We start from the raw sequence: 12,623 nt of genomic DNA, 5'->3' as shown, positions 1-12,623 counted from the left end.
CGAATCGACCAGATGGCCAGTCGACGGATTTCCTTTCTACTCGGCTCGTTCCAGATGGGCGGTATCGAGCGGATGTGTCTCAACCTCTCTGCAGGCCTCTCAAGTCGTGGCTACGAGGTCGAGATCGTCGCCCTCGATACCGAGGGGCCGTTGCTGGAAGATGTCGCTGAGGATGTCGGGATCGTTCAACTCTCGGACAACGACTCGTGGCTCCCTGGCGTATTCTCCAAGGTCGGTCCGCTGGCAGACTACTTCGACCAGCGCAGGCCCGCTGTCTGTCTCTCTGAAAACTCACATCTAAATCTCGTGAACATCCTGGCGTGTCTCCAGAGTAACTCACAGACGAACTCGGTTGTCAGGGAGAACGGCCTCACGCCAGGTGGTGCGTTCGGAACCGGACGCTACTGGCGGGAACGGGCGACCCAACTTCTCGCGACCGGCCTCTACCGTCGTGCCGACTGTGTTGTACCTGTCTCACAGGGTGTGTCCCGCGAACTGGTTGAAACGATCCGCCTTCCTGCAGACCGCCTCAACCAAATTTATAACCCCATTCTCACCGACGACATCAACGACAGGGCCACAGAGTCAGTTGACCACAACTGGTTCACAGATTCTTCGATAGATGTCGTCCTCAGTGTCGGTCGGCTTGAACCCGCGAAAGACTACCAGACACTCATTGAGGCGTTTGCACGAGTCCATGCCGACGCTCCGAACACCCGACTCGTCATCTTGGGTGAGGGGTCAGAACGTGATGCGCTCGAAAGAACTGCCGCCAATCTCGGTGTGACTGACGATGTCTGGATTCCTGGGACTGTAGCCAATCCCTACAAGTACATGGTACAGTCTTCAATGTTCGTTCTGTCGTCGGTGAGTGAAGGACTTCCGAGTGTCCTCGTCGAAGCACTCGCTTGCGAGTGTCCCGTCGTCGCAACCGACTGTCCCCACGGTCCAGCAGAAATCCTCAACGGTGGACGGTACGGTCGACTCGTTGATCCGGGCGATGTAGCTGGGTTGGCGCACGCAATTCTGCAGACACGCAACTCGCCGGTCGGCCCCGACAACGTATCGACTTGCGTCGACCGCTTCACGCTCGGATCCGTCCTTGACGAGTACGAGCACCTCATCACACGACATTTCTAGCTTCAATATTTAGCATACGGTGACAGGGTGTCATAAAACGATTCACACACCTCAGTAGCTTCCGGAAAATCGTGCCGTGTTGAATAGATACTGAGTCACGGTTAGAGTGGTTCACAGAGCGGTTCTATGTTGGAGACAGCGAACATCAGGACAATCTCACGGAACTGTCGATACCACCCGAGCGCTCGCACGGCATCGCCGAGCGAGCGCTTTGTTGTCGAATACGAAGTCTCGGCCATCCAGCGCTGAGAGTAGCCTTTTGACCGGATGAGTGCGTTGTGTCCTTGCGTCAGTGGTCTGGATCCACGCTGTAAGATGAGTGGTTCGACACCGAGTGTGTAGAACTCGTATTTCGTGATCCAGTTGTGGAAGGCCTTGTCAGCTGCGACGGACAGCAGGTTGTCCGCGTTCCGGCGGACGACCTGCGGCCCGGTTTTCGTATCGTGTTTCCACCGGGCCGAAATATGTACGTCAAGGACGGCAAGCGACTCTCTATCGGTTAGTGTCGTCACTTTCAGCGTTTGCACGTTACTTCCCGACCGCTGGCGGTAGTACGATGAGGCAGCGCGGCGATCGAAGAACGTACTGTCGAGTGCGGCGTGGCCAGACCCACATTTCCAGCCGGTCGAATGATTTGTAGATCGTCGTGTAATCTGGCAGATCGTCCCGATCAAGGTTGAGGGCATCACGGATCTCCGCCATGTACTCCAACCGGTTCGGCGTTTCACGGTAGCTGTGGCCGTCTTCGAGCCGATAACAGTGCAAGACGACGTGGATCCAGCGGGCGAACCCGCCGCTGGCGGGCTCGCCCGCGTGCTTCCCCAACGCTTGTTTAGCCAGGTGCCGACACTGCTCAATGAAGTCGAGGAGATCGATCTCCATACCAAGCTCGATTTCCTCGGCTTCGCCCTTCTAATCCGTAATGTCAGCGATTAAATCGCTATTCAACACAGCAGCAAATCGGTGTCTGAGAGATAGTGATTATTGCCACTATTCAGAAGAAGCAACAGCAGTCCTCTTGACCGGTAGCAGAAAACCATGCCAACCGTTCTATGACACCCTATACGGTGATTCTGTCGGCATAGCCAATGTTAGTCCGAATAGTGTCTACTAACTGAAGCCAGAACTTCGAAAAGGGATCTCTGGGGAACGAAATTCTTTTTTCAGTCGCCTCCGTTCTCAAGATGACGGTACATCTCAACGCCATGCCACAGTCTCGTGCACAGAAACTTGTCCTTAGTCGTTTACTCGATTTCTCTTTTGATCATACCGAGGCACAGAAGCTCATTCTGACTGCTGGCTTTCTCTTTCTCGTTGTACTGGCTCGCGTGCTACACCAGAATCCAGTGACGAGCTACGAGATCGCTGTCCTGTGGTCGCTTCCATCGTCTGTTCTGGGTGCAGTTGTCGGACTCCTCGTCGTCTTGCTGTGGCTGATGTTTTATTCCGGCGAGCGGAACATCAGTTATGTTGCCTGCTACCTGTTCGCCCTCTTTATCATATTTCTCATCGGTATGCCGCTTGTTCGCTCGTATTTTTATATGGGAGCCGGTGACGGACTTTCGCATCTGGGCTATGCTCGATCGCTTATGCGTAACGACCTCGATATTTTCAATCCAGGGTTTACATACCCTGGTCTCCATTCATTTGCTATTGTTATAGTGAAGGCCACTTCACTCCAGCTGGAAAGAGCAATGCTTGCTTCGATGGTCGTGTTTGGGACGCTCTATCTCTCCACCATGGTTGTGCTGCTCCGTCTGTTCTTGCACTCGTCTTCTGCGCTCCCTATTGCAGTATCGTCTGCTGGATTGTTTTTACCACTTAACCACAGAGGCGTCCATCTCATCCCTCACGCATCCAGTTCGCTAATTCTGTTCTCGCCACTGGTTATTTACGTCGTATTCCGGTCCTTTCGGCGAATTGATGTAGTAGATGTCGTCTTGTTTTGCTCGGTGGGTGTTTTTTCCATCTTTCTCCATCCTCGCCAATTCACGTCTTTGATGGTTCTTTTGGGCGTTACTGCCAGTTACGCTTTTCTCAGACACCGTGAGAGCCGTCTTCTAATTGTATCCATTACTCTCTTACTCGTTTTCCAACTCTGGACTTTCGGCAAAACGGCATTCCAGGGCCGACTTTTGGGAACCATCTATCGACTTCAAAGTCTCGTTTTTTCGGGCCACTCGATCGGCGCTGAGAAGCTTTCTAGCCAAACCCAAAGTGGTGCCTACCCGTCACTCGCTGATATGATTGAGTTTGGTCTAAAGCTATTTGGTAACGACTTTGTGTTTGCGTTTTTTGGTGGCCTTCTAATTCTCGCTTGGCTGTTGGCGCGTGTACCGTGGGTCAAGCCGCTCATTACATCTGTCCCCTCGGTCGAGTTCTTTGATAAGTATACGAATTCTCTCATTATCGGCTTTTTCGCGGTTTCCGGGTACTTCGCCGTCTTTCTCTTGATTGGTGAGGCGTGGACTCGGTTCCAAGGTTTCATCATGGTTCCCACGACAATATTGGGTGCTCTCGTACTCGATATATTCATTCAACAAGGCAAGTCCCGACGCCGGATTGCTATCGTCGTTATGTTCGCCATTCTCGTTCCATTGGCAGTTTTTACATTTCATCCGTCGCCGTACATCTTCTCTGACTCGGGACACACAACACAAGATTCCTTTCAGGGATATGAGACAGTATACATCCACACCGACGGTCAACAACTCACCGGTACGCGCGCTACAGTCCACCGATACGAAGACGCAGTCTTCGGTATCGACCACCGAATGCGTGACGGCATTATTCAATCTCGGCCTGATTTTTCGGGTGTCCCACAACATTTCAACGATCATGACTTGCAAAGTTACTATGATAGACCCATCTATCTCTCGGTCACGAACGGTGACAGGGAAACGTTCGTCAAACGTGGTAATGGCTACTGGCTCTCCGCAAACGATTTTTCCTATCTCAATCAAGAATTTACTGTCGTCTACACTAACGGCGACGTGACGGTGTACCGCATCTAAACTTGGCCTGAATTGGTTATAACCGAGGTATTCTCTCAAATCTGTACCTCACGAGCGATACGGGTAAGAGAGGAAGTTCAACCTGTAATATACTATTAGCAGCACTGCCTATTCTTACATCTACTTGATAGGCATTTCCCCATCAAGGGCACTGTCTAGTTCTGGATCTCCTCAGCTGGCGTTCGGCCGTTGAGCGCTTGGTTGGGTCGTTCGTGGTTGTAATGGTGTCTGAAGCGTCGTAACCACTGTCTGGCGCTCGATTGACTGCCCCGCCAGTACGTGTGAAAGCGGTCGATTCGCATGGTGACGGTCTGGAACCATTTTTCGATGTGGTTCCGGGTTCGATAGTCGAGCCGACCGCTCAATTCGTGACGCGCGAGGGCAGTCAAATAACCACCAGCATCGACGAGAAACTCTGTCTCGGCGAGATCGTGTTTCTCAGTGAGTCGATGCAGGAACGCCGCCGCAGGATCAGTTCCACGGCGGCTGAATACGTCGATTTCGAGCAGTAGTTTTGAGTCGGTGTCGATTGCGGCGTAGAGCCACTGTTTCTCACCATCGACTTCGATCTGTTTCTCGTCGACCGCCACCCGCGACGGCGCTGCCGTCGGCGGGTCGCTCTGTGCTTCAGCCAGCGTATGCACCCAATTCCAGACCGTGCCATGAGAACGATTGACGCCCAACAACTCTAAGATCGCCACCGTCTCCCTGATCGACAGCCCCGCAGCGTGGAGACGCACCCCAAACCGCCGGACGGGTGTCGGGGTGCGCTCGTTCTCCCAAACGTCTTGATCGTCCGTTTCTAACGTTTCTCTGAGCAGGTCTGCGAGTTCCATAGACAGTTCTCGCTACGGCCTGCTCATTCCTCAAACCCTCAACTAGACAGTGCCCCATCAAGAGTCAGATTCAGTCTTTGACAGTCGCTCTTCGGAAGCAGATTGTTGGTCGGGTAGAGCTGGCGCTGTGAAAGCGTAGCGGGCAAGGGTGACGCTGCCGCGTCACCCGAATGCAATGTTCCCATTTGAATTGCTGAGTTCGGAGGCGAGCGCCGCGAACCTGCTGGAGCAGGTTCGCTGGCGCGAGGGCCTCCAGTGCCCGCGCTGCCGGTTTGAGTAAGTGATCAAACACGGCAGCTATCGGGAGTATCAGCGGTATCTCTGTAAGGATTGTGACCGCACGTTCAACGACAAGACCGGCATGATCTTCGCGCACGCGAAGATCGGCCTCGATAAGCTCTTGTTCGCATTCTACTCGTTCCTCCGGTTCAACACGAGTATCCGACAGTTAGACGCTGAAATCGACGTTTCGTATCGATCGCTTCGCCGGCGCGTCGAGCAGTTCGCCAGAACGCTCGACGCGCCAGCCATCTCCCTCGTTGGCCCTGTTGAGATTGACGAGTTCTACGTCTCCGCCGGAAAGAAAGGCCGCGAGCGCGACCAGGAGTCGCGCTCGCGTGCCCTCTCGAAACGCGGACGAGGAACGTACGAGGGGGACAAACCGCCAGTGTTCACGCTCGTTGATCGCGGCAGCGGTCAGCGATACGTCGTCCCGGCGAAATCCGCCGACGAAGCGATCGTGCGACTCCTTCTCGACAACCGCGAGAAGGAGTCGCTGACCGTCTATACTGACGGATTTCGGGCCTACGATCTACTCGACGATGACGAGAGCTTCCACCGAGAATCAGTAATTCACGGTGACGGCGAGTACGTTGATGGAGACGCGCACGTGAACACCTGTGAGAGCCACGCGTCGCTGGCGCGACGGTGGCTCTCGCCGCATCGAGGCATCTCAAAGGACAAACTGACAGCGTATCTCAGACCGTTCCAGCTTCGGCGACGAATCCTCCGCAAACCGGGTCGAGAAGCACTGGAACAGATTGTCCAAGCAGTTCTCTGACTCACCAACAATGTACTTCACAAGAGCGTTCTTCAAAACCCGATTCCTGATTTTCATCGAGTAGGTCTGCGAGTATCTTGGTCAATTATTTCCATGACTTGCCACTTGTTATGTTGAACCAATTAGAGATTGCCCAGTCTGACTCCCACTAACACGTGACGGCGGTCCGGGGATGACTAATCTAAAACAAAAGAATAATGATGTTCTTTCAATATTTGAAACATATGTCTATCCGCCGAGGAATAAGAATTCTCAAAGAGGACGGTCTCCAGAGATTGTTGAAGAAAGCAGGTCATAGGATGATGAGTGATTTGGGAGTATTAAATAAAGTTGGCACCATAAATTTGTGGAGAGCCGGAAGAGATTATGAAGATGCTCGCTGGCTTACGGACAATGCGCGGGATCGACATGACGCATTAATTGGGCCCGATAAGACTATATCCTACCCCGGCAAAGATGTAAGAGCAAAACATCTCAATAGATACGTTTTTGCCAAGAATGAGTGTCTCTCCACAAAAACCGCTCCGTCAATATTGGATGTGGCTTGTGGAACCGGGTATGGGTATCATATTTTCAACAAATCAAACAAATCGATTAGGTATACATCTGGAGATATATCTGCCCGAACTCTACAATACGCGAACAAATACTACGGAGGGGCATCTTATATACAGTTGAGCGCAGAGGCGTTACCACTTCAAAAAAACGAGTTTGATATTGTGGTTAGTTTTGAAACGTTAGAGCATTTGCCATCCCCTGGAGAGTACCTAGCAGAAATAGAGCGAACATCAAAGCCTACCGCAGACATCTTCTTGTCTGTTCCGTATAATCAGGACCTAGATATAGAATCTGAAACAGATGTGAAATCATATCCTCATCTCCACAAATTTGGAATGTCTGACTTTAGAGAAATGTTGGAGAATCATTTCCGGCTTGAAAATATAAAATACTATCACCAAAATCAAACAGAAGAAATAGAGCACAGCGGGGAGACAACTCATACGCCGTCGGGAATCAGTCAATTCAAACCGGCGAAAGACCTCCCTCAAAGAACAGAGACCCTATTAGCACATATTGACCAATCCTGACGGCGAATGAATATTATATATTAATTAAAACACCCCAAAATTACAGACTGTAACTTTGCCAATCTTGATATTAAATCAGGGGCTGACTCGGTTATACCGGTTCAAAACCGAAATTCTACGATTATTTCAAACAATAGGACAACACACAAACCGCGCCAGAACTCGCGATTGCTGCGGTTCAGGTGGTAACCACCAATCACAAGCCAGATTTCAAATAGAATTATATGTCCGCATTCGCAATGCAGACATATAGTCTAAATGCCCAATATAAAACACCGATTGGGAGAAGTTGTGAAAGAGCCCCGTTATGCAGCTACTTCTCTCATTGAGAAGATTACATCTCCAGCAAGAAATATAATCACGAATGCCAGTATCTTTGTCGGTTCAAGGAGGGCGTTTGGTACAAATGTTTTTCAAAATGACTGGGATTTGTTAATCGTTCTTGATTCTGCAAGGCATGACATTATTCAAGAACTGAAATCAGAATATGAGTTTCTTAATGATATAGATTCGATATGGTCCGTTGGCTCGACATCCCCCGAATGGATGGCAAATACTTTTTGTAGGACGTACGAAGAGGTCATCTCGAAAACTGCTTACATTACTTCTAACCCCCATTCGAAAACCGTTCTTGAAAACAATCTTTCGGAACGCTACCAGGGCCATCGGAAAGATATGAAAAAATTGCGCCGGTATGGTGACTTTGATATCGTCCAATTCAACGGCTTTGAGGCTTATGAGCCAGTTTGGAGACAGAATTCTACAAATAAAAAATATACTATGTATGAAAATTATGGAAATCCACGGAACGTGACTGACAGGGCGATTAGTCTCCTTCGTCAGCAAGATCTTGACCGCACAGTACTGCATTACATGCCACCACACACTCCATTTATAATTAATGCGATTCGTGAAAATCGGGAACCACGAGAATATGAAAAAAGCCCGTGGAAATATATTCGCAAAACAGGAGATCGGTCATCCCCATTTGAAGCTCACAAAAAAATGCTTCGATGGGTTCTGGACGATGTCGAATTATTGCTCAATAATGTAGATGCAAAAAGGGTGGTGATTACTGCCGACCACGGAGACTCATTTGGAGAGTTCGGGACTTATGGACACCCTGCAGGAAGTCCAAATCCGCACGTGCGGCGTGTTCCGTGGATCACAACTACTGCGGAAGATTCAGAGATGCATACACCAGAGCAATCAAATAAAAATGTGAATGGAAATAACGTAGATGTTGAGAGTCAGTTGGAAGCACTTGGTTATGTATAATGGATCATCCGTCTTTAGCTAAGAGCAGCGTGTCATAGAAGTCTTCACATGGTAAAGTCAGATATATCATCTTTTCAGAGCGTTACAGTTGCAGAAACCCGTGCACTAGGTGCACGGCGCTTAGAACTGTTCAGAGATAGGCGCTTTGTTTCCGTATACTGACTTTTCTCGGTCGGTTGGCGTAGTTTAGCTTAGCGACCGTGATTTCTATGAAGTCGTGGACAGCGAACTCGGAGCCGATAACGCTGAATCCGTCGACAGCCATGAGAACAGTTCTATGACACCCTCAATTAGCTACTTCAATGTGAAGACGAATCTCTACAACCAAGTTACCGCATTCTAAGCTTCATTGGCGGTGCGAGGAAGGATAATCACGGTCCCCCAACAATGGATGTAGCTACGAACCCGCAGTCGGGGTTCATACTGGCTATTAATCGCACTGGAGCAATTCAGGTACTCGGTTGAAGAAAGTGTTGATGACATCCCTGTCGTGGTCGGTGACGCCACCCATGAGGTAGAATGTGCTGTAATAAATTGCGAGCGCCAATAATGGCAACACGACTACCATTTTGGGAAACGAATCGAGTGCCCTTGCTGCGAGATCGATACCCAGTGCAGTCGGAACGATGGAAAGTCCGGCCGGGACGAGCGACCAACTGAACGGATGCACACCCTTGAATGCGTAAATCTCTACGAGTCCGAGTACTCCGCCAATGGCCAAGCCGGCAGCGGTTCCAACTGCTGCTCCGACGATACCGAGCTCTGGGACGAGCAAAACATCAATCAGAAAGTTCACCCCAAGTATTGCTATCATATTCACGAACAGGACCCTCGTCAGTCCACTGCCCTCTAAGATAACGTTAGTCGGGCCTACGATGACTCTCATCACAATGCCCCCTGTGAGGACGATAACTACGAGACTCGCACCGAGATACGAAGGCGAGAACAGGATTGCCAGAAACGGCTCCGGTGCGAGTATCATAGTGGTTGCAGCGGGCAATGTGGTGAGTAGTGCCCATCTCGTTGCGAGTGCGTATCGCTCTCTGAGCTTCTTCGTGTCGTCTTTCACCTCGACTATCATCGGCTTGAGTACTGGTATCAGCGACGAGCGGAACATTAACAGCGTCGTCGCCAATGCAAATCCGATTTTGTAAGTAGCCACTTTACTTGATGGCTGGAAGTAGCCAATGAAAAAATAGTCTATGTATCCGGTTATAGCCTGTAACGAGCCTGTAAACGCGAGCGGAAGCGAGTACGCAAGTATTGATCGCGTTGACTCCATCTTGTCGGTAGGGGCGCTCAGTGCCGACCGAATTTGGAACCAGTCGACATATCTGTACAGTAATACGAGTGTGATGAAGAGTGTGAGAAGTATAGCAAGTAGGTGACCGACCACCAGACCAAACAGGTCCCAGCCAGCTATCAGCAATCCGCCGATCAAGATGATTCGAAGCAGTGAAAACGAGATGTTTCGAGAGATAACCCGGAGCTCCATCCGCTTAACACTCCGAAAGACGGCCGCCGAGAGCGTCAGCCCGGACTCGGCGATCATGATTAGAACAAATAGCGGTAGTGCGATTTTAAGAGTGCTCTCGTCGAGTAAAGTCGCGATACTGCCCCGGCCGACGACGAGACAAACCGCGGCGACAACCACCCCGAGCAATGAGAAAGCACTGATTTTGTACACAAGGTATCGTGCAACCGCGGTTCGTCCATTTTCGAGGTGCTGAGGGATGAAGTAATCGATAGACTGATCGAGACTGAAGTCCGCCAGCTCCTTTGTGAACAAAACGACTGTCAGCCCCAATGTATAAACTCCAAATACTGTCTTGGACGTGAGACGTGTCGCCATCGACAGGAAAATTAGCCCCAGAGCGTTTCCGATCATCTTGCCGGTGAAGGTCACACTGCCTTGGGAGGCCAGCAGGAAGGCCCCGTCGGACTCACCTGTCGTATCGCTGTCGGTATCGAAATCCGTCGAGTCCTTATCGACATTTGTTGGGTCGTCACCGTCGAAGTCTTCTGCCATCTCGCTAGCACGCCTGTTCAGGCGATTCCTGTTTAACCTCGTCGTTTGGAACGAATTCGTCTACAGTGTTCTCTCACTGCGTGGCTGTGAGAGTCGTGTACAGGTTTGCGTAGGACTTGCCGACAGTCGCCATCGTGTTCGCGTCCTCGAACATAGTGAGGCCGTTTGCGAGTCGTGTACGCCGATCCTCGTCATCGAGGACCGCCTCGACCGTATCGGCGAGACTGCCGGGAGAGGGTGTTGCAGTGACCAGACACCCCCACTCGGCTTCGAGTTGTTCGAAATATGCACAGTCTGTCGCGACGACCGGACGGCGGTAGGCGGCACACAGGTTGAAGATGCCGCTCTGGCTTACCTTGTTGACGAAATAGCCTGTCTCCTGTTCGAGATACGGGAGCGCGACGACGTCCGCGGCGACGAACGCTGCGTGGAACGTTTCGTCATCGAGACTGCCGGTGACTTCAACGTTCGAGGGCCTCGCCTCGTGAATCTGTTTCTTGTAGTCTTCGTCGGGACAGCCCCCAGCGAGGACGAACTGGGCCTCGGGCAACTCCCGTGCGACCTCTAGCAATAGGTGGCTCCCTTTCCGCGGCAGTACGTACCCGGGTTCGACGACGAGTGTCTCCTCGTGATCGTAGCCCAGATGGCGTTTCGCCTCACCCTGTGAGTACGACACCGTATCGCTGGTGGCTACACCGTGTGGAATGTGTCGCCGGTCGCTGCTCGCCGTCCATGCGGTGAATCGCTGTTGTGCGTCTGTCGAGAGAAAGACCAGGTTGTCGGCCGTCAAGTCGAGGACAGTATTGAGCATGGTGACATACAGACCGGCCAGCGGCGGTGCCTCATTGGTCAGCACCGATGGTGCAAGACTCTCGTGGACGGAGACGACGACACGACTCTCGGAGAGCCGTGCGGTCAGTGCCAGTATCGGGAAAAAAAGCAGACTCCACAGGCTAACTGGGCCGAACAATCCGTATTCATGTTGGACATGGACGATGTCGGGGCGGCGTCGGCGTATCGCGGCCGCCTTACGGACGAAATGAAGCGGATTGGCGGTGTCTGGTTGAAATCGGTGGTCATCGACGGTACAGTTCGGAATCTGTTTAACGAGATCCGTGGCGTAGGATCCGATGCCATTCGTTCCGTCGTCGTCCGGTGCGACCATCACGACCCGCATCTGTTCAGGTCCGGTAGCCGAGCGATTCGAGACGCTCTTCGATGACATCGTTGTCAGCGTCTTCTGTGGTGGCTGTCTCGGTCGTGCCCGTAATCTCACGGCGTGTCTCTGCCTCAACTTCAAACCAGGGCACGTTCACCAGTGCTGGAATCCGCACACTGGTACCATGGCCGTAAATCCGTGTGGGAAACGGACGCGCTCGCTCCCCGAACGCATTACCGTGGTCGGAGGTGATGACGGTTTTGCCGTTCGTTTCTTCCGCGAGTTCCTCAGCCGCTGGTAACACTCGTTCAAGATTGCTCCGGTAGGCTTCCCAGACCTGCTTGCGGTCGAGTTCGCCACGTTTGAGACGCTCCCAGACAAACTTCTCGTCTGGAATCTCGTCGCCCGTCACCTTCGATCGGAGGACAGTGAACCCGCTATCCTCTTCCAGTCGTGTCTCACCGATGAACGGGTGGTGTGGCTGCATAAAGTGAACGATAAACCGCTTGTTGGGGAATCGTTCCCTGAGCCGTCGTGTTTCTTCAACCATTCGCTCGGGTTCGACAGTCTCCAGATCGTCGTTCCAGCCATCGAGCCAAACGTGTTCCACGTGGGCGAACTGCCCCTCCAGCAACATCTCGACATACGGATTCGCTGTCACGTAGACCGTATCCTCGAATCGTTCACCAGCGTAGTTCTCCTCAATAAACTCGGGTGATCCGGTTCCCCGTGACCGGATGCGCCGAAGTTCGCCCGGCAGCGAAAGGTGGTCGGTAGCCACGTTCTCAAAGACATCGTAACGACAGCCGTCCAGAATGATGAGGTCGTCCCAGTCTTCCTCCATGACGTAGCGGCCGTCGTTCTCAACGAAAAGGTCATGATAGCCACCGGCGACAAATGAGTTGAACATCCGGCCCCACCAGTCAGTACGACGCCAGTTTCGCTTGATCGCGTTGAGTGCATACCGTATGTCCATACAGAGGTATCACCATTCGGTTTGTTGGTATTGTTGATAAATG

At 51.8% G+C, this 12,623-nt stretch carries 8 protein-coding genes and 2 pseudogenes; 5 read left to right on the top strand and 5 right to left on the bottom strand.

The features are described 5' to 3' along the window. Window positions 1-12 precede the first annotated feature (12 nt). Complete coding sequence (locus tag IL252_RS04590) at window positions 13-1,140, top strand: glycosyltransferase (RefSeq protein WP_208627012.1); 1,128 nt, start codon at window positions 13-15, stop codon at window positions 1,138-1,140. A gap of 101 nt (window positions 1,141-1,241) precedes the next feature. Here the strand turns inward: IL252_RS04590 and IL252_RS04585 are convergent. Beyond that, window positions 1,242-2,022 (bottom strand): annotated as a pseudogene (locus tag IL252_RS04585) (IS5 family transposase). Window positions 2,023-2,324: 302 nt separating this feature from the next. Here IL252_RS04585 and IL252_RS04580 point away from each other — a divergent pair. Further along, window positions 2,325-4,154, top strand: coding sequence for a hypothetical protein (locus IL252_RS04580; protein ID WP_208627010.1), 1,830 nt, complete (start codon window positions 2,325-2,327; stop codon window positions 4,152-4,154). A 155-nt stretch (window positions 4,155-4,309) separates the two neighbouring features. On the opposite strand, the gene IL252_RS04575 is transcribed toward IL252_RS04580, so the two are convergent. Continuing rightward, window positions 4,310-4,990, bottom strand: a complete 681-nt coding sequence (locus tag IL252_RS04575; RefSeq protein ID WP_208627008.1) for an IS6 family transposase — start codon at window positions 4,988-4,990, stop codon at window positions 4,310-4,312. A 175-nt stretch (window positions 4,991-5,165) separates the two neighbouring features. Between IL252_RS04575 and IL252_RS04570 the strand changes: the two are divergent. The 3 genes and pseudogenes from IL252_RS04570 (at window position 5,166) to IL252_RS04560 (ending at window position 8,416) form a co-directional block, all read left to right on the top strand. Further along, window positions 5,166-6,050 (top strand): annotated as a pseudogene (locus IL252_RS04570) (IS1595 family transposase). Between the two features lie 224 nt (window positions 6,051-6,274). Continuing rightward, window positions 6,275-7,138 carry a bifunctional 2-polyprenyl-6-hydroxyphenol methylase/3-demethylubiquinol 3-O-methyltransferase UbiG gene (locus IL252_RS04565; protein WP_208627006.1) on the top strand — a complete coding sequence of 288 codons (864 nt, stop codon included), beginning with the start codon at window positions 6,275-6,277 and terminating at the stop codon, window positions 7,136-7,138. A gap of 291 nt (window positions 7,139-7,429) precedes the next feature. Then, window positions 7,430-8,416, top strand: coding sequence for a hypothetical protein (locus IL252_RS04560; protein ID WP_208627003.1), 987 nt, complete (start codon window positions 7,430-7,432; stop codon window positions 8,414-8,416). 430 nt (window positions 8,417-8,846) lie between these two features. Here the strand turns inward: IL252_RS04560 and IL252_RS04555 are convergent, their stop codons facing one another. The 3 genes from IL252_RS04555 to IL252_RS04545 form a co-directional block, all read right to left on the bottom strand. Next, window positions 8,847-10,445, bottom strand: coding sequence for an oligosaccharide flippase family protein (locus IL252_RS04555; protein ID WP_208627001.1), 1,599 nt, complete (start codon window positions 10,443-10,445; stop codon window positions 8,847-8,849). A gap of 73 nt (window positions 10,446-10,518) precedes the next feature. Beyond that, entirely contained in the window at window positions 10,519-11,622 is a 1,104-nt protein-coding gene (locus IL252_RS04550) for a glycosyltransferase family 4 protein (protein WP_208627000.1), read from the bottom strand. A gap of 4 nt (window positions 11,623-11,626) precedes the next feature. Next, on the bottom strand, window positions 11,627-12,580 hold the full coding sequence (locus IL252_RS04545; RefSeq protein WP_208626998.1) for a hypothetical protein: 954 nt from the start codon (window positions 12,578-12,580) through the stop codon (window positions 11,627-11,629). Window positions 12,581-12,623 lie beyond the last annotated feature (43 nt).

Source organism: Halomicrobium sp. IBSBa (assembly GCF_017612575.1).
Classification (GTDB): domain Archaea; phylum Halobacteriota; class Halobacteria; order Halobacteriales; family Haloarculaceae; genus Halomicrobium.
Note: the sequence above shows the minus strand (reverse complement) of the source record. Positions and strands in the feature narration are given on the sequence as shown.

What these genes read in the sequence shown, in the direction of transcription:
- IL252_RS04590 (WP_208627012.1), top strand. Translation starts at nt 13, where the DNA reads ATGGCCAGTCGACGGATTTCCTTTCTACTCGGCTCGTTCCAGATGGGC.
- IL252_RS04580 (WP_208627010.1), top strand. Translation starts at nt 2,325, where the DNA reads ATGACGGTACATCTCAACGCCATGCCACAGTCTCGTGCACAGAAACTT.
- IL252_RS04575 (WP_208627008.1), bottom strand. Translation starts at nt 4,990, where the DNA reads ATGGAACTCGCAGACCTGCTCAGAGAAACGTTAGAAACGGACGATCAA.
- IL252_RS04565 (WP_208627006.1), top strand. Translation starts at nt 6,275, where the DNA reads ATGTCTATCCGCCGAGGAATAAGAATTCTCAAAGAGGACGGTCTCCAG.
- IL252_RS04555 (WP_208627001.1), bottom strand. Translation starts at nt 10,445, where the DNA reads ATGGCAGAAGACTTCGACGGTGACGACCCAACAAATGTCGATAAGGAC.
- IL252_RS04550 (WP_208627000.1), bottom strand. Translation starts at nt 11,622, where the DNA reads ATGCGGGTCGTGATGGTCGCACCGGACGACGACGGAACGAATGGCATC.
- IL252_RS04545 (WP_208626998.1), bottom strand. Translation starts at nt 12,580, where the DNA reads ATGGACATACGGTATGCACTCAACGCGATCAAGCGAAACTGGCGTCGT.